Origin of the sequence: Polaromonas sp. SP1 (assembly GCF_003711205.1) — a bacterium.
Lineage (GTDB): Bacteria > Pseudomonadota > Gammaproteobacteria > Burkholderiales > Burkholderiaceae_C > Polaromonas.
Window position 1 is genome coordinate 71681 of record NZ_CP031013.1, and the last position, 23811, is coordinate 95491.

The 23811-nt window shown below is 63.7% G+C and carries 22 protein-coding genes; 7 read left to right on the top strand and 15 right to left on the bottom strand.

All coding sequences use genetic code 11. The features are described from left to right. Positions 1 to 131: 131 nt before the first annotated feature. From DT070_RS00350 to DT070_RS00375, 6 genes are all read right to left on the bottom strand, one after another. Complete coding sequence (locus tag DT070_RS00350) at positions 132 to 1211, bottom strand: TRAP transporter substrate-binding protein (RefSeq protein WP_122953617.1); 1080 nt, start codon at positions 1209 to 1211, stop codon at positions 132 to 134. A gap of 235 nt (positions 1212 to 1446) precedes the next feature. Next, complete coding sequence (locus DT070_RS00355) at positions 1447 to 2526, bottom strand: TRAP transporter substrate-binding protein (protein WP_122953618.1); 1080 nt, start codon at positions 2524 to 2526, stop codon at positions 1447 to 1449. A gap of 218 nt (positions 2527 to 2744) precedes the next feature. Continuing rightward, a complete protein-coding gene (locus tag DT070_RS00360) occupies positions 2745 to 3824 on the bottom strand; it encodes a TRAP transporter substrate-binding protein (RefSeq protein ID WP_122953619.1) in 1080 nt (359 codons plus the stop codon). A 482-nt stretch (positions 3825 to 4306) separates the two neighbouring features. Further along, on the bottom strand, positions 4307 to 6217 hold the full coding sequence (gene dxs / locus DT070_RS00365) for a 1-deoxy-D-xylulose-5-phosphate synthase (protein ID WP_122953620.1): 1911 nt from the start codon (positions 6215 to 6217) through the stop codon (positions 4307 to 4309). Positions 6218 to 6289: 72 nt separating this feature from the next. Continuing rightward, positions 6290 to 7210, bottom strand: coding sequence for a polyprenyl synthetase family protein (locus tag DT070_RS00370; protein ID WP_122953621.1), 921 nt, complete (start codon positions 7208 to 7210; stop codon positions 6290 to 6292). Positions 7211 to 7265: 55 nt separating this feature from the next. Further along, the gene (locus DT070_RS00375; protein WP_122953622.1) at positions 7266 to 7523 is read right to left on the bottom strand and encodes an exodeoxyribonuclease VII small subunit; all 258 of its coding nucleotides are present in this window, start codon (positions 7521 to 7523) and stop codon (positions 7266 to 7268) included. Positions 7524 to 7802: 279 nt separating this feature from the next. On the opposite strand from DT070_RS00375, the gene DT070_RS00380 reads away from it, so the two are divergent. The 3 genes from DT070_RS00380 to DT070_RS00390 all read left to right on the top strand — a co-directional run bounded on the left by DT070_RS00380 (position 7803) and on the right by DT070_RS00390 (position 10835). Beyond that, positions 7803 to 8921 (top strand): aromatic ring-hydroxylating dioxygenase subunit alpha, encoded by a 1119-nt coding sequence (locus tag DT070_RS00380; RefSeq protein WP_122957174.1) that lies wholly within the window; start codon positions 7803 to 7805, stop codon positions 8919 to 8921. 101 nt (positions 8922 to 9022) lie between these two features. Further along, positions 9023 to 9925 (top strand): DMT family transporter, encoded by a 903-nt coding sequence (locus DT070_RS00385; protein ID WP_122953623.1) that lies wholly within the window; start codon positions 9023 to 9025, stop codon positions 9923 to 9925. A 10-nt stretch (positions 9926 to 9935) separates the two neighbouring features. After that, on the top strand, positions 9936 to 10835 hold the full coding sequence (locus tag DT070_RS00390) for a sulfurtransferase (RefSeq protein ID WP_122953624.1): 900 nt from the start codon (positions 9936 to 9938) through the stop codon (positions 10833 to 10835). A 123-nt stretch (positions 10836 to 10958) separates the two neighbouring features. On the opposite strand, the gene DT070_RS00395 is transcribed toward DT070_RS00390, so the two are convergent. The 8 genes from DT070_RS00395 to DT070_RS00430 all read right to left on the bottom strand — a co-directional run bounded on the left by DT070_RS00395 (position 10959) and on the right by DT070_RS00430 (position 18242). Beyond that, positions 10959 to 11252: a hypothetical protein gene (locus tag DT070_RS00395; RefSeq protein WP_153976310.1), complete on the bottom strand. Its 294-nt coding sequence runs from the start codon at positions 11250 to 11252 to the stop codon at positions 10959 to 10961. Between the two features lie 206 nt (positions 11253 to 11458). Continuing rightward, the gene (locus DT070_RS21160) at positions 11459 to 11635 is read right to left on the bottom strand and encodes a hypothetical protein (protein WP_153976309.1); all 177 of its coding nucleotides are present in this window, start codon (positions 11633 to 11635) and stop codon (positions 11459 to 11461) included. Between the two features lie 283 nt (positions 11636 to 11918). Further along, positions 11919 to 13199 (bottom strand): FAD-dependent oxidoreductase, encoded by a 1281-nt coding sequence (locus DT070_RS00400; RefSeq protein WP_122953626.1) that lies wholly within the window; start codon positions 13197 to 13199, stop codon positions 11919 to 11921. 442 nt (positions 13200 to 13641) lie between these two features. Beyond that, on the bottom strand, positions 13642 to 13866 hold the full coding sequence (locus DT070_RS00410) for a hypothetical protein (protein ID WP_122953628.1): 225 nt from the start codon (positions 13864 to 13866) through the stop codon (positions 13642 to 13644). 165 nt (positions 13867 to 14031) lie between these two features. Then, the gene (locus DT070_RS00415; RefSeq protein ID WP_122953629.1) at positions 14032 to 14880 is read right to left on the bottom strand and encodes a ZIP family metal transporter; all 849 of its coding nucleotides are present in this window, start codon (positions 14878 to 14880) and stop codon (positions 14032 to 14034) included. Positions 14881 to 15294: 414 nt separating this feature from the next. Beyond that, complete coding sequence (locus DT070_RS00420; RefSeq protein ID WP_122953630.1) at positions 15295 to 16206, bottom strand: dienelactone hydrolase family protein; 912 nt, start codon at positions 16204 to 16206, stop codon at positions 15295 to 15297. Between the two features lie 159 nt (positions 16207 to 16365). After that, the gene (locus DT070_RS00425; RefSeq protein WP_122953631.1) at positions 16366 to 17166 is read right to left on the bottom strand and encodes a fumarylacetoacetate hydrolase family protein; all 801 of its coding nucleotides are present in this window, start codon (positions 17164 to 17166) and stop codon (positions 16366 to 16368) included. A gap of 158 nt (positions 17167 to 17324) precedes the next feature. Further along, a complete protein-coding gene (locus DT070_RS00430) occupies positions 17325 to 18242 on the bottom strand; it encodes an AraC family transcriptional regulator (protein ID WP_122953632.1) in 918 nt (305 codons plus the stop codon). A 140-nt stretch (positions 18243 to 18382) separates the two neighbouring features. On the opposite strand from DT070_RS00430, the gene DT070_RS00435 reads away from it, so the two are divergent. From DT070_RS00435 to DT070_RS00450, 4 genes are all read left to right on the top strand, one after another. After that, positions 18383 to 18955, top strand: coding sequence for a GbsR/MarR family transcriptional regulator (locus DT070_RS00435; RefSeq protein ID WP_122953633.1), 573 nt, complete (start codon positions 18383 to 18385; stop codon positions 18953 to 18955). Positions 18956 to 19034: 79 nt separating this feature from the next. Continuing rightward, positions 19035 to 19556, top strand: a complete 522-nt coding sequence (locus tag DT070_RS00440) for a thiol-disulfide oxidoreductase DCC family protein (protein WP_122953634.1) — start codon at positions 19035 to 19037, stop codon at positions 19554 to 19556. Positions 19557 to 19580: 24 nt separating this feature from the next. Next, a complete protein-coding gene (locus DT070_RS00445; protein WP_122953635.1) occupies positions 19581 to 19991 on the top strand; it encodes a hypothetical protein in 411 nt (136 codons plus the stop codon). Between the two features lie 25 nt (positions 19992 to 20016). Continuing rightward, on the top strand, positions 20017 to 20946 hold the full coding sequence (locus DT070_RS00450; protein ID WP_164483692.1) for a methyltransferase domain-containing protein: 930 nt from the start codon (positions 20017 to 20019) through the stop codon (positions 20944 to 20946). On the opposite strand, the gene polA is transcribed toward DT070_RS00450, so the two are convergent. Then, positions 20947 to 23781, bottom strand: a complete 2835-nt coding sequence (gene polA, locus DT070_RS00455) for a DNA polymerase I (protein WP_122953637.1) — start codon at positions 23779 to 23781, stop codon at positions 20947 to 20949. Positions 23782 to 23811 lie beyond the last annotated feature (30 nt).

The window sequence follows — 23811 nt, forward strand, 5'->3', positions numbered from 1 at the left end:
CTTGCAGGGGGCGGTGCCTGCGGTCTGGCAAAGCCAGTCCCGCGGCACCCTGCCTGTACTGAGTTCCGACGTCTGATTCAGGCGAAAAAAAAACCGCGACACGTCGCGGTTTTTTCTTGTGCGGGCAACTCTTACAGGGTGACGCCTTGCATGTAGGTGTCGAAGCGCGACTCGGCGAAGCGGAACCAGAGGATCTGGTCTTTCTGGAAGGCACGGTAGTCACCGTAGATTTTCTTCCAGTCGGGGTTCTTCTCGGCCAGCTCTGCGTAGATTTCCATCGAAGCCTTGAACGACGCGTCGAGCACGGGCTTGGGGAAAGGCAGGATCTTGGTCTTGGCGCCTACCAGCTGCTTCAGGGCGGTCGGGTTGCGGGCGTCGTACTTGGCCTGCATGTCGATGTGGGCGTGCGAGGCAGCCGCTTCGACAATCGCCTTGTACTCTGCGGGCAGTGCGTCCAGGGCCTTGTTGTTGATGAAGAAGTCAACTTCAGGGCCGCCCTCCCACCAGCCGGGGTAGTAGTAGAACGGTGCGACCTTGTTGAAGCCCAGCTTCTGGTCGTCATAAGGTCCCACCCACTCAGCGGCATCCAGCGTGCCTTTTTCAAGCGCCTGGTAAATTTCGCCGCCGGGCAAGTTTTGGGGGACGACGCCAAGGCGCTCGACCACTTTGCCGGCAAAGCCGCCGATGCGGAACTTCAGGCCCTTCAGGTCGGCCACGGTCTTGATTTCCTTGCGGAACCAGCCGCCCATCTGGGTGCCGGTGTTGCCGCCGGGAAAGCTGACGATGTTGTATTTGGCGTAGAACTCATTCATGAGCTTGCGGCCGTTGCCTTCGTACATCCAGGCAGACATCTGGCGCGAGTTCATGCCGAACGGGATCGCGGCGCCGATAGCGAACGCTTCGTTCTTGCCGAAATAGTAATAAGGCACGGTGTGGGCCATTTCCACGGAGCCTTGCTGCACGCCGTCGACCACGCCGAAAGCGGGCATCAATTCGCCGGCTGCGTGCACGCTGATCTGGAACTTGCCGCCCGTCATGTCGCTGACCTTCTTGGCAAACACTTCGGCGCCGCCGTAAATGGTGTCAAGCGGCTTTGGGAAGCTGGAAGCCAGGCGCCAGCGGATGGTGGCCTGCGCGTGAACTGCAGGAGCGATACCGGCAGCGAGAACGCCGGCGATGCCAGCGTTTTTGATGAGTGAGCGACGATCCAAAATGCTATCTCCTGAAAGGTTTTCGAATGTGCAGGCCCCTGATATGGGACCGGCCGGACCGCTCAAGCCAGCACGCCCCGTAAAGGCCGCGCCCCCAAGCGAAGGTCAGCCAAAGATTTTGTCAGTTTTCGTTTCACATTCCCCCCGTTTTTACCCGTAGTGCCCTGAAAATAAAAAAGCCGCCTCTTGAAGGCGGCTTGCAGAAAGCTGACAGGCCACCAAAGGCCCGCGGCACTTACAGCTTCTGTGCCTGCATAAAGCGGTCGAAGGTGGCCTCGGTAAAGCGGAACCACAGGTTCTGCTCGGCGCGGAACTTGGAATAGTCGGCGTAAACCTTCCTCCAGTTTTCGTTCTTGGCGTTGAGCTCCTCATACAGCGCCATCGACTCCTTGAAGGCGGCGTTCATCACGTCGGTCGGGAAGGGGCGCAGCTTGGTGCCGGCGCCGACGAGTTGCTTGAGCGCGCCAGGGTTCTTGGCGTCATATTTGGCCTGCATGTCGCCATGGGCCTGGGCCGCGGCGGCCTCCACAATGGCCTTGTTTTCAGGTGTGAGCGCTTCGAAGGCCTTGTTGTTGATGAAAAAATCCAGCTCCGGACCGCCCTCCCACCAGCCGGGGTAATAGTAGTAGGGCGCGACCTTGTTGAAACCCAGTTTCAGGTCGTCATACGGGCCCACCCATTCAGCGGCATCGATGGTGCCCTTTTCCAGCGCCTGGTAGATTTCGCCGCCGGGAATGTTTTGCGGCACGCCGCCAATGCGCTCCAGCACCTTGCCGCCGAAGCCGCCTATGCGCATCTTCAGGCCCTTGATGTCTTTGAGCGACTTGATTTCCTTGCGGTACCAGCCGCCCATTTGCGAACCAGTGTTGCCGCCGGGGAAATTGACGATGTTGTATTTGGCATAGAACTCGCGCATCAGCTTCAGGCCGTTGCCTTCAATCATCCAGGCGCTCATCTGCCGGCTGTTCAGGCCGAAGGGAATGGCGCAGCCCAGCGCAAAAGTCTCGTCCTTTCCGAAGAAGTAATAAGGCGCGGTATGAGCCGCCTCGATGGAGCCCTGCTGCACGCCGTCCACCACACCAAAGGCGGGCATCAGCTCGCCGGCCGCATGGACCGACACTTCGAACTTGCCGCCGGACATGGCCTTGACGGCCTTGGCGAACACGTCGGCCGCGCCGAAGATGGTGTCGAGCGATTTGGGAAAGCTCGAGGCCAGCCGCCATCGGACGGCAGCCTGGGCATGAACGGCGGGCGCCACACCGGCAGCCAGCACGCCGGCGATACCGGCATTTTTGATGAGTGAGCGACGATCCATGGCTTATCTCTCCTGATAGTTATAGAGTTTTGGATTGATCCGCCAACGTCCCCCGCACGCGTGGCAACTGCCGCATGACCCCCGGGACACTGGCGAAGCATGCATACTTTGTCATTCTTTTACACAAAGATACCCCGTTCTTACCCGTAGATCGCCCATAAAAAAACCGCCCCTGGAGGCGGTTTTTTGGTTGCGGCCAGGCGCGTTTCTGAGTGGTATCAGAGCTTCTGGCTTTGCATGAAGCGGTCGAAGGTGGCTTCCGTGAAACGGAACCACAGGTTCTGGTCGCCGCGGAACTTGGAGTAGTCCGCGTAGACCTTGCGCCAGCTCTCGTTTTTGGCCGACAGCTCTTCGTACAGCTTCATGGACTCCTTGAAAGCCGCGTTCATGACATCGGCCGGGAAGGGGCGCAGCTTGGCGCCCGCACCCACCAGTTGCTTCAAGGCCGTCGGGTTCTTGGCGTCGTACTTGGCCTGCATGTCCACGTGTGCGGCGGCGCTGGCGGCTTCCACGATGGCTTTGTACTCTGGTGACAACGCGTCATAGGCCTTCTGGTTGATGTACAGGTCCAGCTGCAGGCCGCCCTCCCACCAGCCGGGGTAGTAGTAGTTGGGCGCCACTTTGTTAAAGCCCAGCTTCTGGTCGTCGTAGGGGCCGATCCATTCGGCGGCGTCGATGGTGCCTTTTTCAAGCGCCTGGTAGATCTCGCCGCCGGGGATGTTTTGCGGCACGCCACCCAGGCGCTCAATGACCTTGCCGGCGAAGCCGCCGACACGGAACTTCAGGCCTTTCATGTCGGCAATCGACTTGATTTCCTTGCGGAACCAGCCGCCCATTTGCGCGCCGGTATTGCCGCAAGGGAAGCTGATGATGTTGTACTTGGCGTAGAACTCGCGCATGAGCTTCAGGCCGTTGCCTTCGAAGGTCCAGGCGCTCATCTGGCGGCTGTTCAGGCCGAAGGGAATGGCGCCGCCGATGGCGAAGGTTTCGTCCTTGCCGAAGAAGTAATAAGGCGCCGTGTGGGCTGCTTCGATGGAGCCTTGCTGCACACCGTCGACCACGCCGAATGCGGGCATCAACTCGCCGGCGGCATGGACGGAGATTTCAAACTTGCCGCCCGAAATGGCCTTGACGTGTTTGGCAAAGGTTTCGGCGCCGCCGTAAATCGTGTCCAGCGATTTGGGAAAGCTGGAAGCCAGGCGCCAGCGAACGGCGGTCTGCGCGTGAACGGCTGGCGCAACGCCTGCGGCCAGAACGCCGGCAACGCCCGCGTGTTTGATGAGTGAACGACGATCCATCAGGTTGACTCCGAAGTGTGAAAAATGAAATCTGCAACCAGGTTTTGCACCTGGAGACCGCTTTTGCAGGTCTTGGGGAATTCTAGAAATGAGGGGGGTGGGACCCGGGCGGGTAAACCCTTGAAGAGCTGACAGGAACCTGAAGATGTGGTCCCCACGCTCCCCCACTTCGTGTGGGTCGCTGCCCCCCGAGGGGGCCGCAGAACTAGAGCCCCACTATCGTTCGCTTCGCGTAACTCCCTGCCCCCGAGGGGCCGCCCGCCCTACGGCCCGGCAAAGCCGAAAATGGCACACCCCTATCGGGCTCACTGCGTGTAGCCCTTTTCCCCTTGCAGGGGACTGAGCCTGCGGTCTGGCAAAGCCAGTCCCGCGGCCCATGCTGAAAGGGGAACCTTCGCGCTCGCTTCTTTCCGTTCGCCCTGAGGTATCGAAAGGCCCGTGCTAAGTGGACGCCAGGGTCGGCTACGAAGAGCGCTGAGAGTTCAAGCGACGGATTTGAGTGTCGGCTTGCCGGGTTTTCCGGATCCCAGCAATGCCGCAAACCGCGCCGTAACAGCCGCTTCGATGCCAGCGGCATCGAGGCCTTGAAGGGACAGCAGTTTGGCGGGGTCGCCGTGTTCGATGAATTCGTCTTTAAGGCCGAGGTGCAGCACCGGTGTGGCGACGCCTGCGGCTTGCAGGGCCTCGCTGACGGCGCTGCCGGCGCCGCCCATGATCGCGCCCTCTTCCACGGTGACCAAGGCCTGGTGGCTGGCGGCGACCTTGAGCAGCAGTTCGGTGTCCAGGGGTTTGGCCCAGCGCATGTTGACCACGGTGGCGCCGAGCTTTTCGGCGGCCTGCAAGGCCGGGTACAGCAGCGTACCGAAGGCCAGGATGGCGACGCCCGCGCCTTCGCGGCGGACTTCACCTTTGCCGAAGGGCAATGGCTCCAGCCCGGCTTCGGGCTCGACACCGGCGCCTGCGCCGCGCGGGTAGCGCACCGCAACCGGGTGGTTTTGCGCAAAGGCCGAGCTCAGCAACTTGCGGCACTCGCGTTCGTCGGCGGGGCAGGCCACGCCCATATTCGGAATGCAGCGCAGGAAGGGAATGTCATAAGCGCCCGCATGCGTAGCACCGTCGGCGCCGACGAGGCCGGCACGGTCCAGCGCAAACACCACAGGCAGGTTTTGCAGCGCCACATCGTGGATCAGCTGGTCATAGCCGCGCTGCAGGAAGGTCGAATAAATCGCGACCACGGGCTTGAGGCCTTCGCAGGCCATGCCGGCGGCAAAGGTCACGGCGTGTTGCTCGGCGATGCCGACGTCGTGATAGCGCTCCGGGAAACGCCTGTGAAACTCAACCATGCCCGAGCCCTCGCGCATGGCGGGCGTGATGCCGACCAGGCGGCTGTCCTGCGCGGCCATGTCGCACAGCCACTGGCCGAAGACCTGGGTGAAGGTCTGCTTGGCAGGCGCGGTGGATTTTTGCAGGCCCATGGCCGGGTCGAACTTGCCGGGGCCGTGGTAGGCGATGGGGTCGGCTTCGGCCAGCTTGTAGCCCTGCCCTTTTTTGGTGACCACATGCAGGAATTGCGGGCCGCCCTTGGTGTCCATCAGGTGCTTGATGTTTTCCAGCGTTGGCACCAGCGACTCGAGGTCGTGGCCGTCGATGGGGCCGATGTAGTTAAAGCCGAAGTTCTCAAACAGCGTGGCCGGCACCACCATGCCCTTGGCATGCGACTCCAGGCGCTTGGCCAGCTCCAGCAGCGGCGGGGCCACGCGCAGCACCTGCTTGCCCACGTTCCTGGCGGATGCGTAAAAGCGCCCGCTCATCAGCTGGGCGAGGTAGCGGTTGAGTGCGCCCACGGGCGGGCTGATGCTCATGTCGTTGTCGTTGAGCACCACCAGCAGCTTGCAGTGGTCGTGCACGCCGGCGTTGTTCAGGGCCTCGAAGGCCATGCCCGCGCTCATGGCGCCGTCGCCGATGATGGCGACCGCGTGGCGGTCTTCACCCTTTTGCTGGGCGGCCAGCGCCATGCCCAGCGCGGCGGAGATCGACGTGGAAGAGTGCGCGGTGCCGAAGGTGTCGTACTCGCTTTCGTCGCGGCGCGGAAACCCCGACAGGCCGCCAAACTGGCGCAGGCTGCCCATGCGCTCGCGCCGGCCGGTGAGGATCTTGTGCGGGTAGGTCTGGTGGCCCACGTCCCACACCAGGCGGTCGTCGGGCGTGTTGAAGACGTAATGCAAGGCCACCGTGAGCTCGACCGTGCCGAGGTTGGAGCTCAGGTGCCCGCCGGTTTTCGAGACGCTGTCGAGCACGTAGGCGCGCAGTTCGTCGGCCAGCGGTTTCAATTCGGCACGGGGCAGCCGGCGCAGGTCGGCGGGGCTGTGGATGGTTTCAAGCAATGAGTACATCGTATGTGTCGTTGTTATGGCGAGGCCGGATCCTCTGTCCCTGATTTGCTGTGCGTTCTGTGCGGGCCGGTATCAATGGTGGCGGTTGACGAGCATGTCGGCCAGCGCGCGCAAGGCTTCGGTGCGGCCCAGCCCGCTGGCGTCCAGGCTGGCCAGGGCCTTGGCCAGCAATTGCTGCGCATAGGCTTTCGAGGCCTCCAGCCCCATCAGCGAGACGAAGGTGGGCTTGTCCTGCGCGGCGTCCTTGCCGGCGGTTTTGCCCAGCGTGGCGGAGTCGGCGGTCACGTCGAGGATGTCGTCGACCACCTGGAAGGCCAGGCCGACCGCGGTGCCGTAATCGCGCAAGGCGTTTTGCACGGTGGGTGTGACGGCGCCACAAGCGGCCCCCATCATCACGCTGGCCTCCAGCAGCGCGCCGGTTTTCAGGCGGTGCATTTCGTGCAGCTGCTGCGAATTCAGGGGCATACCCACGCTGGCCAGGTCAATTGCCTGGCCGCCGGCCATGCCCTGAAAGCCCGCAGCCTGGGCCAGCATGCGGCACAGGCGCGCCTGCGTGGCAGCGTCGACAGATTCATCGTCAGGCGTGAGGAATTCAAAGGCCAGCGCCTGCAAGGCGTCACCGGCCAGCAGGGCCTGCGCCTGGCCGAACTTCACGTGCACCGTGGGTTTGCCGCGGCGAAGCACGTCGTTGTCCATGCAGGGCATGTCGTCGTGCACCAATGAGTACGCGTGAATCAGCTCGACTGCGCAGGCCGCCCGCAAGGCCGCCGCAGCGTTGCCGCCAACAGCTTCGCAGGCCGCCATGACCAGCAGCGGGCGCAGCCGCTTGCCGCCGTCGAGCACGGCGTAGCGCATGGCGTCGCCCAGGCCGGCGGGCGCGGGGGCATCGGTGGGGCAAGCCACCCAGCGGGACAAAGCCTGCTCGACAGTGGCCAGTTGTTTTGCGCTCCAGTCGTTCAGCGTGAACAGGGGCAGTTTTTCAGGGGCGTTCAATCGGGGTCTCTTGTTGGTGAGGGACAGAAAAGACAACAGCGGCAGGTGGGTGCGCTTATTCTTGCGCCCAGGGCTTGAGTTCCGTGCCTTCGAGCACCTTGATCTGGGTTTCCACGGCTTCGAGTTTGTCCTTGCAAAACTTCAGCAGCTGCGCGCCGCGCTGGTAACCGGTCAGCAGCTGGTCCAGCGGCAACTGGCCGGACTCCAGGCTGTCCACCAGGCCTTCGAGTTCCTGCAATGCGGCCTCGTACGTTGCGGGCAAAGCTGGCGCAGCAGCGGGAGCGGAGGCGGAAGAGGTTGAGCTTTTGGCCATGTTTTTTCGGGTGAAGGCCTGATTTTAGGCCGTTGGGGGCTTTTTGCCGGCCCGGCGCTCCCGGGTTGCAAATGCAATCGTCACATTATCCGGTGACAGGGCCTGAAGCCCCCCGATTTACCCCCGCGCGGGTACAATTGATAACAGTTCTCGATAGCAGCGAAGCTCGCTGCGGGATACCGGCCTTGTTTTCATCCGTGGGCTGTCGCTCAGCCTGCTTCCCTCGCTTGTCAACCTGCTTCCAAAGCCCCGCGCGGCGGCATGTTCACCGAAATTCGCATGTCTGATCTCAGCCTTCGCCTCCTGCAGGCCACCAGCCAGCTCCCCATTTCCAGCTACTTCGATGCGGGCCTGTACCAGCGGGAGCAGCAAAAGCTGTTTGCGCGCGGGCCGCGCTACCTCGGCCACGAGCTGGCGGTGCCCAACCTGGGCGACTACTACGCCCTGCCGCACGAAGGCGAAGGCCGCGCGCTGGTGCGCAACGCCTCGGGCATCGAGCTGATCTCCAACGTCTGCCGGCATCGCCAGTCGACCATGCTGCAGGGCCGCGGCAACACCGGCAGCAACATCGTCTGCCCGCTGCATCGCTGGACGTACAACACCGCAGGCGAACTCATAGGCGCGCCGCACTTCGAGATCGACCCCTGCCTGAACCTGAACCGCTACAAGACCACCACCTGGAACGGGCTGGTGTTTGAAGACACCGGCCGCGATGTCGCCGCCGAAATGTCGCAGCTGGCCACCTACGCCGACCTCGACTTTTCAGGCTACCAGCTCGACAAGGTGCACCTGCACGAGTGCAACTACAACTGGAAAACCTTTATCGAGGTCTACCTGGAGGACTACCACGTCGGCCCCTTCCACCCCGGCCTGGGCGGCTTTGTCACCACGGACGACCTGCGCTGGCAGCTTGAACCCCATTACTCGGTGCAGACCGTGGGCGTGTCGGACAAGCTGGGCAAGCCCGGCACCGACACCTACAAAAAATGGCACGACGTGGTGCTGCAGTATCGCAAGGGCGTGCCGCCCAAGTACGGCGCGATCTGGCTCACGTATTACCCGCACGTGATGGTCGAGTGGTACCCGCATGTACTGGTGGTCAGCACGCTGCACCCGCAGGGGCCCGACAAAACGCTCAACGTGGTCGAGTTTTTCTACCCTGAGGAAATCTGCGCCTTCGAGCGCGAGTTCATCGAGGCGCAGCAGGCCGCCTACATGGAAACCTGCGTGGAAGACGACGAGATCGCCCTGCGCATGGACGCCGGCCGCAAGGCCCTGATGGTGCGCGGCGACAACGAGTTCGGCCCCTACCAGAGCCCCATGGAAGACGGCATGCAGCACTTTCACGAGTGGTACCGCCGCGAGATGGGCGCCAGCAAAACCACGCAGATGATCTGATTTGACTGAACGCTGCACGCCGCATGCTATGTATTTGATAGCTGCAAGCCAAGGTCCATTCTGGGCTAGAGGCACTTTTTACTTATAAAACCCGCCGCGCCATGCAAGCTGTCTGGATGATTCTCTCCTCGTTTCTTTTTGCAACGATGGGGGTCTGCGTCAAGTACGCGTCGGAGCATTTCAACAGCGCCGAGCTGGTCTTCTACCGCGGCGTGCTCGGCATCCTGTTCATGGCGATTTACGCCCGCGCCCAGGGCATCACCCTGCGCACCCGCTACCCCGCCATGCACGCCTGGCGCAGCGTGATCGGCGTGATGTCGCTGTCGGCCTGGTTTTACGCGATTGCCCATTTGCCGCTGGCCACCGCCATGACGCTCAACTACATGAGCAGCGTGTGGATCGCCGCCTTCCTGGTCGGCGGCGCGCTCATGCTGGGCAAGGCCGGGCAAAAAGGCCCGAGCCAGGGGCCTTTGGTGCTGGCCATCCTCGCGAGCTTTATCGGTGTGGTGATGCTGCTGCGACCGGCCATCGACCAGAACCAGACCTTTGCCGGGCTGGTGGGCCTGATGTCCGGCCTGGGCGCCGCCTTTGCCTACATGCAGGTGATGGCGATTGCGCGCATGGGCGAGCCCGAAACGCGCACCGTGTTTTACTTTGCCGTGGGCACCGCCGTAGCCGGCGCGCTGGGCATGATCGTCATGGGCATCACGCCCTGGAACTGGCAGCAAGCGCTGTGGCTGCCTCCCCTGGGCATCCTGGCCTCGCTGGGCCAGCTGACCATGACCAAGGCGTACTCCATGTCCGAGAACCACGGCGGCACGCTGATGGTGGCCAACCTGCAGTACTCGGGTATTGTGTTTGCCGCCATCTACAGCCTGATCCTCTTTGGCGACAATATCCCCCTGATCGGCTGGGCCGGCATGGCGCTCATCATCGTGAGCGCGATTGCCGCCACCGTTTTACGTGCCCGTGCCGCACCCAACGCCCCCGCTGAAGAGCACTAAGGAGCCCCTCATGAGCTACACCACCCTGATCTCCGCCGAGCAGTTGCAGGCGCTGGTCGCCTCGGCCCAACCGCTGCGCATCTTCGACTGCACCTTCGACCTGATGAAGCCCAGCGCCGGGCAGGAGCAGTACCTGGCCTCGCACATCCCGGGCGCGGTGTATGCCAACCTCGACACAGCCCTGAGCGCCAAACACGGCGTGGCGGGCGCCCACGGCGTGATCACCGCCAGCGGCGCCGACGCCCCCGCCTCGGGCGGGCGCCACCCGCTGCCCAATCGCGAAAAATTCGCCACCTGGCTTTCCAGCGTGGGCTTTGGCAACGACATGCAGGCGGTGGTGTATGACCGCAACGGCGCCAACTACTGCGGGCGCCTGTGGTGGATGCTCAAGTGGGCCGGCCATGAAAACGTCGCCGTGCTCGACGGCGGCTTGCAAGCCTGGCAGGCGGCGGGCGGCAAGGTCAACAGCGGCGAAGAGCCGGCGCACTTCCAGGCCAACTTCCTTCTGGCGCCTGAAAAGGCAAGCCTGGTGTCGGTCGAAACCGTGGCCCAACAACTCGGCCGTCCGGCGCAGACGCTGATCGACGCACGCGCCACACCGCGCTTCAAGGGCGAAGTCGAGCCGCTGGATCCGGTCGCCGGCCACATCCCCGGCGCGCTGAACCGGCCTTTCAGCCAGAACATCGCGGCTGACGGCAAGTTCAAGCCGGCAGACCAACTCAAGGCCGAATTTGAAACCCTGCTGGCGGGACGCGACCCCGCCAGCGTGGTGCACCACTGCGGCAGCGGCGTGAGCGCCATTCCCAACCTGATCGCGATGGAAATCGCCGGCCTGGGACGCAGCGGGCTGTATGCGGGCAGCTGGAGCGACTGGTGCAGCGACCCGGCGCGCCCGGTGGCGCGGGGCTGAGCGTCGGCCGCACGGGCTCACCGCACATAAAAAAACCTGCAGGGCGCAAGGCCTTGCAGGTTTTTTTTTAGCTTTTCAGCAAGGGCGCACCGGCCAGTTCAGGCCGGTACGCGCTTCACCTATTTACTTGACGCCGGGTGCGCTGGCAGGAGCGCCAGGTGCAGGGGGCGTGGAGTTGGCATCCGAAGCGGCGCCCATGGACGGCGTTGCGGTGCTGCTGCTGCCGGACATGGTGCTCGAGCTGCTCGAGCTGGTATCCGGCGTGGTGGTGGTGGACGGAGTCGAAGGCGTCGTCACGGCGGGCGACGAAGGCGTTGCGCCCGTGTCTTCAACCTTCTTGCCGCAGGCGCCCAGCGCCAGCAAAGAGGCCAGGGCAACGGCCGTCAGGGCAGCAGGTTTGAATTTGGATGCGAACATGTCTGTTTCCTTATGTGAAAGATGGTGAAAGTCTTGAAAAATAAACTGGCCGAATGGATTGACTGCCAGCCAGAACTCCATTTAGCCGGGGCTGCGGCTTTGCCAGCATGAGACGCCTTCTCTCAGGCCTGTAGGGGTTTTTCGCTATCGCTGGCGCTTTTGGCCCAGCGGTGCAAGCCGAGGGCAGCGCGAACCCAAACACGCGCCTAGCGTGCGTGGCCGCTCAGCCGGATGCGCCTGTGCGGGTTGTCGCGCCGTGAGCCCGAGCTGGGCCCGGCGCCGCGGCTGCTTCGCGATCCGTTGTCGGGGCGGTCACTCACCTGCCCTTTGGAGGGGCTGGGTTCGGGCCTGTGGTGGTGCAGGCTGTCTTCGGTGTGTTTCATGGGGTCTCCTAGGCTTGCCGGGTTGCGCGCGGCCGGGAAACCACCCGCCCGTCAACCGGCTGTGCAGCACCACCTCCACAGATCAGAGGCAGGGCATGCTGTACTTCAATTCACTTTAGGAGCCGCACCCTGCGCCGCTTGTAGGCATTGCCTGCCGATGACGTAGGAAAGGGCCTACAAGCGGGCCGCGCCGAAATTCCCTCAAGCTGCTTTCTTAAGGAAAATCGGGCCCCAGCCCTTGTGGCACTTAGGCAAGTAGCTATCAAATCGATAGCACTGCCGGTTATTCAGCCACGGCGGCTGCAGGGGCCACAGCCGCCGCGGCCCGCGCCGGAGAGAGCACATGCTCGGGCCGCACGCCCACACCCACCAGATAGGCGGGCAGCGCCTGCAGCAACGGAAAACGCTGCATCAGCTTCAGGGGCCAGGGCAGCGCCATGGGCGGCGCGTCGGTGCCCCGGCCTGCCAGCACCGGGCTGAGCACCCGGTTCTGGATCGCGACCTGCGCGGCCTGCGTGAGGCGGGTCGGGAACAGCCGGCGCTTTTCGACCTGCGCCAGCAGGGGCGTGAAGTCTGCCCTGCCCATCCGCGCATCCGCCAGCGCCGCGGCCAGGATGTTCGCCGCCGCCACCGCGTCCTGCACCGCCAGGTTGATGCCGACACCACCCACCGGTGACATGGCGTGCGCCGCATCGCCGATACACAAAAGGCCGGGCTTGTACCAGCGCTCCAACCGGTCGACCGTCACGCTGAGCAGCTTGATGTCGTCCCAGCTGGCCAGGATGCCGATGCGCCCCGCAAAGAGCGGCGCCACCTTCACCATGTCGGCCCTGAAAGCCTGCAGCCCGCGCGCGCGTACCTCCTCGATACCGCCTTTGGGAATCACATAGGCGCATTGCCAGTAAGTGCCGCGGTCAATCATCGCCAGGAAGATGCCGGTGGTGATGCGCCCGCCCGTGGTGGACGGGTCGCCGGGCTCCTTGGGCAGCCGCACCCACAGCACGTCGATCGGGGCGCCGAGGTCTCGTACAACGAGGCCTGCCGCGCTGCGCACTGTCGAGCGGCGGCCGTCTGCGCCGATGACCAGATCGGCCATGACCTGCAGGGGACCGCCGGGGGTCGTGACTTGCACCCCTGTCACGGTATCGCCCTCCTGCATCACGCCGGTGACTTCAGCGTTCTGGATCAGGCGAAAACCCGGGTAGCGCCCGGCCTCGTCGCGCACGAAATCCAGGAACTCCCACTGGGGCATCATCGCGATGAATTTGCAGCGGATGCCCAGGCGTTTGAAGTTGGCCAGAAGCACCTCGGTGTTGCCCACCACGGCTCGCAGCTCGCTCACCTCGTCGTGCGGGCGCGCCAGGAATTTGTCGAGCAGGCCGAGTTCATGGATCACCTGCAGCGTCGACGGGTGCACCGTGTCGCCGCGAAAGTCGCGCAGGAAGTCGGCGTGTTTTTCCAGTACCAGCACTTCGACGCCGGCGCGCGCCAGCAGCAGGCCCAGCATCATGCCGGCCGGGCCGCCGCCTGCGATGCAGCAGCGAACGTTGATTACTTCGGCCATGGCGCCTTCCTCGGGGTGTTGGGGCCCCTGACCATATCCAGCCTTGCAGGCCGATGCAAGCCTTCGGGCACCAAGGCGATGCGGACCCCAAGGCCGGTTTCGGGCGTTACACGGGTTGCGGCTGCGTGGAGGTGCCGCTTTTTCGCCTATTTCAGCGTCATTGGCATGGGCGTTGTCTGCACTTCACCCGGGTCCGGGGGGGTGTCCAGGGGCGGGAGAGGTTCGGGTGGCGGTACGTTGGGGTTGGTGGCCATGGCTAGGTCCGGTTTTTTTGAGTCATCGGCGCGACCGCCGGGAGACCTGGGCGCCTGCGGGGTGCCGACGTTGTCAGGCAGGTCGCGGATCATGGCCTCACCTTTTTCATCCCGGCCGTCAGACGGCAGGTCATCTTCCAGCGTGGGTTCGGGCTCGTCATTGCCCGGCCGCTTGGGCTTGCCCGGCGTCACAGGCCCACCACCATGAGCGGCAGGTCATGCGTCGCCAGTGCGGCAGCAGCGGCCATGCTGGCAAAGACGGTGACGAAAAAAGCGATGTACGCCGCAGCGCGGGGGCGGCGAAAGCTGAACGGCTTGCGCTGGGGCGCCTCACGCGCCATATCGGCGCTGACGTCATAGGCGGAGGGACGGAAAGCGCTGGAAACCGTGCTGGAGTCTGAGTGGAAGTTCATGGCGGGCCTGCCTTTTTTGCCTTTTGCACACTGTTTGCACAATGGAACGTGGCATCGGTGGATGCTTGGCCCTATCTTCTTGCGCCGCCGGAAACCCGCCTATAGGTGGCCAGCGCCTGTCGTTGTCAGGCACCGTCTGACAGCAGCCGCTTTACGGCTTGCCGCTCAATGGTGGTGCGCCATGCCGCTGATCAGCGTGACCAGGCCGATGCCGATGGCCAGCCAGGCGATTTGCGCAATGGTTTCGCGGGCGGTGACGCGTTTTTGCAGCTGGGGGATCAAATCGGCCAGTGCCACATAAATAAAACTGCTGGACGCCATGATCAGGAAAAACGGCAGGTAGTCATACAGCTGGTCGACCAGCGCATAACCCACCACCCCGCCCAGCGCGGTGACGGCGCCGGCCAGCGACACCTTGACGAGGGCGGCGCGCCGGTTGTTGGAGGTCTGGCGCAGCACGACCAGGTCGCCCATGTGGTGGGGCACCTCGTGCACCAGCACCGCCAGCGCGGCCACCACGCCCAGCCGCAAATCAGCCATAAAGGCCGACGCGATCAGGATGCCGTCGCCAAACGCGTGCACGCTGTCGCCGGCCAGCACGGCCCAGCCGCCGGTGCGCGGCTCGCCATGGTCGTGCGCATGGTCATGCCCGTGGTGGCTGTGCGCGGCATGGACGTGGCCGGTGTGGTCATGCTGGGCATGGGCCGCCGCTTCAGGGCCGTGGTGCCCGCCGCCGTGGTGCTCATGCCCGTGGTGCCAGAGCTCGGCCTTGTCGAGCAGGAAGAAAAACACCAGCCCCACCAGCAAGGTGGCAAACAGCTCTTTCGCGCCGGCCTGGCTCTCAAAGGCCTCGGGCAGCAAATGCATAAAAGCCGTGGCCAGCAATGCGCCGGCAGCCAGGCTGAGCATGTGCTGGGTGTAGCGGGCCAGCACACCAAAGCTGAGCAGCGCCGCCAGCCACACGCTGCCGATGCCGGCGGCCAGGGTTCCCACCAGGATTGCTATCAAAGTCATAGCTGCTAACACTCGTATTTATTGGGCTGGAGCCCGAAATCATTCACAACCACCCATGGAGGTTACACCACAGACGACAAAACCCCGGGCGTGGCATCCAATGCCTGCGGCCGGGGTTCTATTTATCTTATCAAGCGTGTCAAGTGGTTAGCCCCACGGTCGTTCGCTTCGCGTAACTCCCTGCCCCCCGAGGGGGCCGCCCTACGGCCCGGCAAAGCCGAAAAACTGGCACACCCCTATCGGACTCACTGCGTGTAGCCCTTTTCCCCTTGCAGGGGACTGCGCCTGCGGCCTGGCAAAGCCAGTTCTGCGGCGCATGCTGGTTTAAGAGTTCTTTGGGCGGGACCAGCGCGGCCATCATGAAAAAAGCCGCCAGCCCTTTCGGGCCTGGCGGCTTGCAGCCTGCTGGGGGGGTCAGGCTACGCCATGACTCTTGAACCATTCCAAAGCGCGCTTGAAGCCGTCTTCTGCCGCATCCTTGCGGTAGCTCGGGCGGTAGTCGGCGTGGAAGGCGTGGGGGGCTTGCGGGTAGACGACGAACTCGGAGGCGGCTGCCGCCTTGTTGCCTTTGGCGGCGGCTTCGGCCAGGGCGTCTTTCATCTGGTTGACGGTGGTCAGCGGGATGCCGCCGTCCTGCCCGCCGTAAAGGCCGAGCACGGGCGCCTGCAAATTGGCGGCCAGGTCGAGCGGGTGTTTGGGCGTGAGGGCCGACGACTGGCCGACCAGTCGGCCGTACCAAGCCACGCCGGCCTTGACGTTCTTGCTTTGCTCGGCATACAGCCAGGTGATGCGGCCGCCCCAGCAGAAACCGGTGATGCCCACCTTTTTGGCATCTCCGCCGTTAGCGGCTGCCCACTTCACGGCGCCGTCCAGGTCGGCCATGACTTGCGCGTCGGGCACTTTGGAGACGACTTCGGCCTGGAGTTTGGCCATTTCGTTGTATTTGCTGGGGTCGCCCTGGCGCGCATAGAGCTCGGGGGCAATCGCCAGGTAGCCGGCTTTGGCGAAGCGCCGCGCCGTGTCGGCGATGTATTCGTGCACGCCAAAAATTTCCTGGATCACCAGCACCACGGGCAGATTGGTCTTGCCGGCGGGCGCCGCAAAGAAGGCGGGCACCTTGAAGCCGTTGACTTCGTACGTGGTTTCGCCGGTCTTCAGGCCGTCCGACGAGGTCTTGATCGCCGTTTGCGCCATGATGGGCATGGCGGTGGCGGCATAGCCGACGCCGAGGGCCGTTTTGAGCGCGGTGCGGCGGGTGGCGCCGGCTTCGGTGGATTGCCCGGGCAACAGGGCATCAAAGTCTTTTTTCTGGTCGTGGTCAAGCATGGCGGTTCCTCAGTTGATTGTTGGAAGGTCAAAAGGCAAAGAAAGCAAGCTGTCGGAGTCTATGCGGCCCCGGAAGTTCTTGCCACCGCGGGGCGATGACACGGGTGTTTTCCCTTGCCCCGCCCCTGCCCGCCCTTGCCCGCCCTTCCCCACCCCGTCTTAAACGATCTTGACGCTGAGCTCCGGCAGGCCGTCGATATGGCATTCGATGACATCGCCCTTGACCACCGGGCCGACGTTTTCGGGCGTGCCCGAATAAATGATGTCGCCGGGGAAGAGCTCAAACGCTTCGGACAGCTTGGAGATCTGCTCGGCAACCGACCAGATCATGTGGTTGAGCGTGGCGTTCTGTTTGACCTGGCCGTTGACCTTGAGCCAGATGGCGCCCTTGGTGTAGTGGCCGGTCTGCGCCACTTTGTGGATGGGGCCGATGGGCGCGGAGCGGTCAAAGCTTTTGCCGATCTCCCAGGGCTTTTTCTGGTCGCCCATGCCGCGCTGCAGGTCGCGTCGCGTCATGTCCAGGCCCAGCGCGTAGCCGTAGACGAGGTCCAGCGCCTTGTCCATCGGGATGTTGCGCCCGCCTTTGGAGAGCGCCGCCACGAGCTCGACCTCGTAGTGGTAGTTCTTCGTCAACGTGGGATAAGGATGGTCGGCCACCTTGCCGGGCGGGACGACCTGGATGGCGTCCGTCGGCTTCTGGAAGAAGAAAGGCGGCTCGCGCGTCGGGTCCGAGCCCATCTCGATCGCATGGGCGGCGTAGTTGCGGCCTATGCAATAAATGCGGCGCACCGGAAACATCTCGGCGCTGCCGGCAATCGGCACATAGGTTTCGGCCACGGTGAAAGGCGTGGCCGGCGCATTGGCCGCCGTGCCGGGTGTGGCGCAGCCCGCGACGGCGCCTGCCGCCATCAAGGCACCGGTTTGCAGAATTCCGCGTTTGCTCATGTCGGGTTTTGTCATGTGTGTCTCCTGAAGTTGTGAATGAAGCTGGAGCTTGTTGTCAGCGTTTTTTTCTCCAACCATCGAGCTTAGGTCGCACACACCCGGCTCAGGCAGACGCAATTACGCATTTACCGGACGATTCAATGCAACGCGGCTGCGTTGCAGCAGCGGCGTGTTCAGGCTGTGCCGGAAATCTTCGCGCGCACGCTGTCGCGAAAAGCTTTCGGCGTCTGGCCAAAACGCTGGCGGAAGCGCCGCGCAAAGTAGGCCTCGTCGGCAAAGCCCGAGGCATGCGCAATGCTGGCAATGCGCTGGCTGCTATGGGCCAGTTGCTCTTGCGCAAACTCCAGGCGCCGCTCGGTCACCAGGTCGGTGAAGGTTTTGCCGGTTTCCTTCTTTAAAAGGTGCGCCAGGTAATTGGGCGAGAGGAAAGCGGCGGCCGCCGCATCGGCCAGCGTGACTTCACCGGCCAGGTGCTCGCGGATGTAGCGCACCGCGCGCTGCAGGCTGGCGCGGCGGCTGCCCTGCTGCGCCTGGCTGGCGGAAAAGCGCAGCAGGTCGGCTTCGTATTTGCGGCACACCCGGCCGATGAGCTGCAGCATCAGGCCGCGGATGATTTCGATGGAGCCGAAACGCCGGTTGGCATTTTCAGACGCAAGCTTTTCGAGCAGCACCTCGACATCTGGCAGCTCGGCTTCCGAAAAATAAAAGTCGGTGTGTTCCTGGAAAAGAAAGGGCGCCAGCTCGGGCGCACGGGTCAGCGGCACATCTTCCAGGTCCAGCGGGTCCACATCCAGGCCGGGCCGCAAAAACTGCTGCGACATATTGATGATGACGTAGCGCGAGCCCTCGGGGTGCGGGATCACGTGGACGCGGTAGGGCAGGATGAAACTGAGGTAGCCGCGGCGGAAGGGGCGCACCGTGCCGGCGACGTTCTGCTCGGTGTCGCCCTGCAGGCTGATCTGGATCTGGAAGTATTCATGCCGGTGCGGGCGCACCAGCGGCGGCCGCACCAGCTGGGAGCGGATGTCGAAGTCGAGGTGGTCGGCCCGCTCGGACATGCCGTAGGTCTTGATGCTGCTGGTGTCTGTCATGCGGCGTATTTTCGGCGCTGGCGGTGGGGGGCGCATCGGTACAAAGCCTTCCGGAGCCTTCAAAAACCCGTCGAGTCCGGTTCGAAGTTATTTTTAATTTCTGTCTTGACAGAAATTAACGAAAGCGTATATTCGGATGCATGGAACTCAGCACCGTCGCCCGCAAATTTGTCGTCCACTGGGGAGAAATGGGCACCGCCTGGGGCGTCAACCGCACCGTCTCGCAAATCCACGCCCTGCTCTTCTTTCACGGCCGGCCCCTGCACGCCGAAGAAATCGCCGACACCCTGACGGTGGCCCGCTCCAATGTGAGCACCAGCCTCAAGGAGTTGCTCAACTGGAACCTCATCCGCACCACCCAGGTGCTGGGCGACCGCCGCGACTATTACGAAACCTCGCTCGACGTGTGGGAGCTGTTTCGCACCGTGGTGCGCGAGCGCAAGGAGCGCGAGTTCGACCCCACTGTGCGCATGTTGCAAGGCCTGGTGAAGGAAGAAGGCTTTGAGGCCGAATCCGCCGACGCGCAAGACCGCGTGCGTGAAACCTTGCGCCTGATGGAGTCGCTGGGCCTGTGGGCCGACGAAATGCTGCGGCTGTCGCCCACCACGCTCGAGAAAGTCCTGCGCATGGGCGCCAGCGTGCAGAAGTTTGTGCGCGGCGACAGCGACGCCAAGCCCATGGACCCTTCCGAACTTTTGCCGCCCACTTTTTGATGGTAAGAACCCGGCCAGCTTTGGCCCTTTTTTTGACTATTAATTTCTGTTTGTACTGAAATTTCTAAAGGAGAGAAATATGAGCAGCCTTTACACCCCAATCCGCAGCGTGCCGGACCTCGGCAACACCCGCTACGACAGCTTCAAGGCGGGGCTGGATCCCACGGTCTACCCGCTGACCCTGTTTTATGAATCCGCCTGCCCGCTCTGCAATGCCGAGATGAGCAACCTCATGCTGCGCGACACCGAAGGCCACCTGCGCTTTGCCGATGTCTCGGCGCCGGATTTCACCGATGTGCCTGCCGGCGCCACGATGCAGGACCTGCTGGCGCTGATCCATGCACGCACCGCCGATGGCCGCGTGCTCAAGGGCGTGGAAGTGTTCCGGCTGGCCTATGAGGCCGTCGGCCTGGGCTGGGTCAGCGCCGCCATGCGCATGCCGCTGCTGCGTCCGCTCGCCGAATGGGGCTACCCGGTGCTGGCGCGCAACCGCCACCGCATCCCGCGCGGCCTGGTACGCCTGCTGTTCGAAGGCGCTGTTCGGCGCGCGGCCGAGCGCTCTGCCCTGGCGCGCTGCGATGCCGGAAGCTGCTCACGTTAACCCCGTAAAACGAAAGGAACCATCATGAGTGCCAAGCTGTTTTTTGTCTCCCTGCTGATTGCACTGGTCGGCCCGGTCATCGCGATCTCCTATCTCAAGCCCATCCTCTACAAAGTGCTGCGCATGCTCTGCGACGCCGACGGTGGCGCCGAGTTCTGGATACGCTGCGCCTACCTGCTGGCGGTGTCGGGCACCTTGCTGCTGATGCTGAGCTTCGGCGAATTCAACGAACACAGCAGCGTCGTCGATACGGTGCGCCGCTCGCTGTGGCTGGTGCTGGCGGGCGTGTTTGTCACCGTGGCGATCATCTCGCGCAATGTGTGGACGCAGGTGCGGCAGTGGCTGGCCGCGAAAGAGCTGGCCGCCCATGTGCAGGACGCCCGCATCGCCAAACCCGTAGCCGATGAATCCTCCACCGCCGGCTGGCCCGCCTGAAGAGGCGCATGAACGGAGAACCACCATGATCACCGCAACACCTGCCGCTTCTCGCGCCACCACCCAGCCCGCCCCAGGCAACGAGGCACGGCTGGCGGACATCAGGTCTTATTACAACGCCGTGGCCGACGACTACCGCGCCTGGAGCCCCGGCATGAACATGCACTTCGGCTATTGGTCCTGGAAGGTCAACCCGCTGGGCCGCGAAGCCATGCTGGAGCGCATGAACCTCGAAGTGCTGCACCGGCTCAACCTGCCGGCCAGCGGAGCGGCCCGGCTGGCCGACCTCGGCTGCGGCGCCGGTGCCACAGCGCGAGCCATCGTGAAAGCCCGCAAGCACAGCACGGTGGACGCCGTCACGCTGGTGGCGCGGCAAATCGTCCAGGGCGCCCAGCTCAACCAGGCCGCAGCCTTGCCCAACCAGGTCCGCTTTCACCTCGCCGACTATGTGGACACCGGCCTGCGCACGGGTGCCTACGACGGCGTCTACGCGCTGGAAAGCGCCTGCCATGCGCCTGGAGCTGACAAACGCGCCTTGGTGCGCGAGGCAGCCCGCCTGCTGCGCCCGGGCGGCACGCTGGTGATCGCCGACGCCTTGCGGCGCAACAACAAGCCTTTGCCGGCGTTCATGGCGCGCATCTACCGGCTTTGGTGCCATCACTGGGCGGTGAACGAGTTGGCCGAAAAAGAAGCGCTGCACGCCGCCCTGGCCAGCCAGGGATTCACAGACATCCGGTTTCAGGACATCAGCCTGCGGCTGGCGCCCAGCGCCTTGCAGATTCCGCTGTTTGCCACGCGTTTTGCCCTGCGTGAACTCTGGCGCGCCCGCTTTCGCCTGTCGCCGCTGCGCCGCGGCCACATCGTGGCGTCGTATGCGGCCTTTCTTCTCGGCATGTGGTTGCCGGGTTTCGGCTACTACATGGTCACCGCACGCAAGCCCGCTGCCACCACGTGATCAGTGCGCCTTGTCCCAGTTCGGCCCCACGCCGATCTCGGCGAGCAGAGGCACTTTGAGATCGGCAACCCCCGCCATCAGGCGCGGAATCTCGGTGCGAACCCATTCGACTTCGGATTCGGGCACTTCGAACACCAGTTCATCGTGCACCTGCATGATCATTTTGGTGGCGCGCTTTTCTGCATCCAGCACTTCCTGCACCTTGTTCATGCTGAGCTTGATCAGGTCGGCCGCCGTGCCCTGCATGGGCGCGTTGATGGCCTGGCGCTCGGCCGCTTTTTTGCGTGGACCGTTGCCGCCGTTGATCTCTGACAGGTAGAGGCGCCGCCCGAAGACGGTCTCCACAAAATGGTTTTCCTGGGCGAAGACCACGGTCTGGTCCATGTAGTTCTTCACGCCCGGATAACGCTGGAAATATTTGTCGATATAGGCCGCCGCCGCCTTGGTTTCAATGCCGAGGTTGCGCGCCAGGCCAAAGCTGCTCATGCCGTAGATCAGGCCGAAGTTGATGACCTTGGCGTAGCGGCGCTGCTCGCTGCTGACCTGGTCAACCGGCACGCCGAACACTTCGGCGGCGGTGGCGCGGTGCACGTCCAGCCCGTTGGTGAAGGCGCTGAGCAGCGCTTCGTCGCCGCTGATGTGCGCCATGATACGCAGCTCGATCTGTGAATAGTCGGCGCTGGCGATGACGCTGCCCGCGGGCGCCACGAAGGCCTCGCGCACGCGCCGGCCTTCCACCGTGCGGATCGGGATGTTTTGCAGGTTGGGGTCGTTGCTCGACAGCCGCCCGGTGACCGCGACGGCCTGCGCATAGTGCGTGTGCACCCGGCCTGTCCGCGGGTCGGCCAGCTGCGCCAGCTTGTCGGTGTAGGTGCCCTTGAGCTTGCTGAGCGAGCGGTGCTCCAGCAGCTTGGCGGGTAGCGGGTAATCTTCGGCGAGTTTTTCAAGCACTTCTTCGTCGGTGCTGCGCGCGCCGCTCGGGGTTTTCTTGATGACGGGCATACCCAGCTTGTCAAAGAAAATCTCGCCGAGCTGTTTGGGGCTGCCCAGGTTGAAGGGCTGGCCTGCGATCTCATACGCCTCGGTTTCGAGCTGGATGATGCGCTGGCCCAGCTCGTGGCTTTGCGCGGCCAGCGTGGGCGCATCGATCAGCACGCCGTTGCGCTCGATCCGGTAGAGGGTTTCGCTGCTCTCCATCTCCAGTTGGTAGATGAAGCGCAGCTTCTCGTTGGCCTGCAGCTGCGGCCAGAGCACGCGGTGCACGTCCAGCGTCTGGTCGGAGTCTTCACACGAATACTCCGCGGCCTTGGCGATGTCGACCTGGCTGAACTTGATCTGGTGCGCGCCCTTGCCGCACAGGTCTTCGTAGTTGATGCCGCTGCGTCCCACGTGCCGTTCGGCCAGGCTGGCCAGGCCGTGCGGCTTGGTCACTTCCAGCACGTAGCTTTGCAGCATCGTGTCGTGGGCATAACCCTGCACTTCGATGCCGTGATTGGCGAACACATGGCGGTCGTACTTGACGTGCTGGCCCAGCTTTGCTTTGGCGGGGTTTTCCAGCCAGGGTTTGAGGCGCGCCAGCACCTCGTCGCGCGGCAATTGCGCGGGCGCGTCGGGGTAGTCGTGCGTGAGCGGAATGTAGGCGGCTTCGCCGGGCGTGACGCTGAAACTCAGGCCGACGATTTCAGCCCGCATTTCGTCGAGCGAGGTGGTTTCGGTGTCCAGCGCTACCAGCTCGGCTGCTTCAATCTTTGCCAGCCAGGCATCGAAAGCTTCCCAGGTGAAGATGGTGTCGTACCTCAAATTGGTGGTGCGCTCGGCCAGCGGGGCCTGCGGTGCAGCGGCCGGCTCGTCAAACAGCCCCGGTGCATCCGGGTTGGCGACAGCAGCTTTGGCCGCAGGCTTGGCGTGGCGCCCTTGGGGGCCGCCAATCAACTCGGGCGGGGTTGTTTCGATCTCGATTTGTTTGACCAGACCCTTGAAGCCGTATTTTTCGTAGAAGGCCTTCAAGGCGTCCGTCTGCTGGGCGCCCATGGAAATCGCGTCCAGGGCAGGCAGGCCGGCAATGTATTCCACGAGGTCGCAGTCTTTTTTGATGGTCAGCAACTCGCGGCCCTTGGGCAGCCAGTCGAGCGACTGGCGCAGGTTGTCGCCGACCACGCCCTTGATGTCGCCAGCCCTGGCCACCAGCGCGTCCAGCGAGCCGTATTCAAGCAGCCATTTCACGGCCGTCTTCGGGCCGACCTTGGGCACGCCGGGCACATTGTCGACCGCGTCGCCGACCAGAGTCTGGTAATCCACCATCAGCCGCGGCGGCACGCCGAACTCCGCTTCGACCCCGGCCATATCGCGCCGGCGGTCGTTCATGGTGTCGATGACGGTGATGTTTTCATCGACCAGCTGGCTCAAGTCCTTGTCGCCGCTGGAGATGATGACTTCAATGCCCTGCTGCGAGGCCATGCAGGCCAGCGTGCCGATCACGTCGTCGGCCTCGACGCCCGGCACGTCCAGCACCGTCCAGCCCAGCAGGCGCACCACCTCATGGATGGGCTCGACCTGGCTGCGCAGGTCGTCGGGCATGGGGGAGCGCTGGGCCTTGTATTCAGGGTAAAGCGCATCGCGGAACGTCGGGCCCTTGGCGTCGAACACGCAGGCCGCGTAGTCGGCACGCACATCCTTGCGCAGCTTTTGCATCATGTTGACCATGCCGCGGATGGCGCCCGTGGCGGGGCTGGCCGGGTCGCCCGGGTTGGCGCGCAGGTCGGGCATGGCGTGGAAGGCGCGGTACAGGTAGCTGGAGCCGTCCACCAGGAGAAGCGTTTTTTTGTCGGTACTCATGGGCCTGATTGTCAGGGATATCGGGCGGGG

What these genes read in the sequence shown, in the direction of transcription:
- DT070_RS00355 (WP_122953618.1), bottom strand. Translation starts at nt 2,526, where the DNA reads ATGGATCGTCGCTCACTCATCAAAAATGCCGGTATCGCCGGCGTGCTG.
- DT070_RS00360 (WP_122953619.1), bottom strand. Translation starts at nt 3,824, where the DNA reads ATGGATCGTCGTTCACTCATCAAACACGCGGGCGTTGCCGGCGTTCTG.
- dxs (WP_122953620.1), bottom strand. Translation starts at nt 6,217, where the DNA reads ATGTACTCATTGCTTGAAACCATCCACAGCCCCGCCGACCTGCGCCGG.
- DT070_RS00375 (WP_122953622.1), bottom strand. Translation starts at nt 7,523, where the DNA reads ATGGCCAAAAGCTCAACCTCTTCCGCCTCCGCTCCCGCTGCTGCGCCA.
- DT070_RS00380 (WP_122957174.1), top strand. Translation starts at nt 7,803, where the DNA reads ATGTCTGATCTCAGCCTTCGCCTCCTGCAGGCCACCAGCCAGCTCCCC.
- DT070_RS00385 (WP_122953623.1), top strand. Translation starts at nt 9,023, where the DNA reads ATGCAAGCTGTCTGGATGATTCTCTCCTCGTTTCTTTTTGCAACGATG.
- DT070_RS00390 (WP_122953624.1), top strand. Translation starts at nt 9,936, where the DNA reads ATGAGCTACACCACCCTGATCTCCGCCGAGCAGTTGCAGGCGCTGGTC.
- DT070_RS00395 (WP_153976310.1), bottom strand. Translation starts at nt 11,252, where the DNA reads ATGTTCGCATCCAAATTCAAACCTGCTGCCCTGACGGCCGTTGCCCTG.
- DT070_RS21160 (WP_153976309.1), bottom strand. Translation starts at nt 11,635, where the DNA reads ATGAAACACACCGAAGACAGCCTGCACCACCACAGGCCCGAACCCAGC.
- DT070_RS00400 (WP_122953626.1), bottom strand. Translation starts at nt 13,199, where the DNA reads ATGGCCGAAGTAATCAACGTTCGCTGCTGCATCGCAGGCGGCGGCCCG.
- DT070_RS00410 (WP_122953628.1), bottom strand. Translation starts at nt 13,866, where the DNA reads ATGAACTTCCACTCAGACTCCAGCACGGTTTCCAGCGCTTTCCGTCCC.
- DT070_RS00415 (WP_122953629.1), bottom strand. Translation starts at nt 14,880, where the DNA reads ATGACTTTGATAGCAATCCTGGTGGGAACCCTGGCCGCCGGCATCGGC.
- DT070_RS00420 (WP_122953630.1), bottom strand. Translation starts at nt 16,206, where the DNA reads ATGCTTGACCACGACCAGAAAAAAGACTTTGATGCCCTGTTGCCCGGG.
- DT070_RS00425 (WP_122953631.1), bottom strand. Translation starts at nt 17,166, where the DNA reads ATGACAAAACCCGACATGAGCAAACGCGGAATTCTGCAAACCGGTGCC.
- DT070_RS00430 (WP_122953632.1), bottom strand. Translation starts at nt 18,242, where the DNA reads ATGACAGACACCAGCAGCATCAAGACCTACGGCATGTCCGAGCGGGCC.
- DT070_RS00435 (WP_122953633.1), top strand. Translation starts at nt 18,383, where the DNA reads ATGGAACTCAGCACCGTCGCCCGCAAATTTGTCGTCCACTGGGGAGAA.
- DT070_RS00440 (WP_122953634.1), top strand. Translation starts at nt 19,035, where the DNA reads ATGAGCAGCCTTTACACCCCAATCCGCAGCGTGCCGGACCTCGGCAAC.
- DT070_RS00445 (WP_122953635.1), top strand. Translation starts at nt 19,581, where the DNA reads ATGAGTGCCAAGCTGTTTTTTGTCTCCCTGCTGATTGCACTGGTCGGC.
- DT070_RS00450 (WP_164483692.1), top strand. Translation starts at nt 20,017, where the DNA reads ATGATCACCGCAACACCTGCCGCTTCTCGCGCCACCACCCAGCCCGCC.
- polA (WP_122953637.1), bottom strand. Translation starts at nt 23,781, where the DNA reads ATGAGTACCGACAAAAAAACGCTTCTCCTGGTGGACGGCTCCAGCTAC.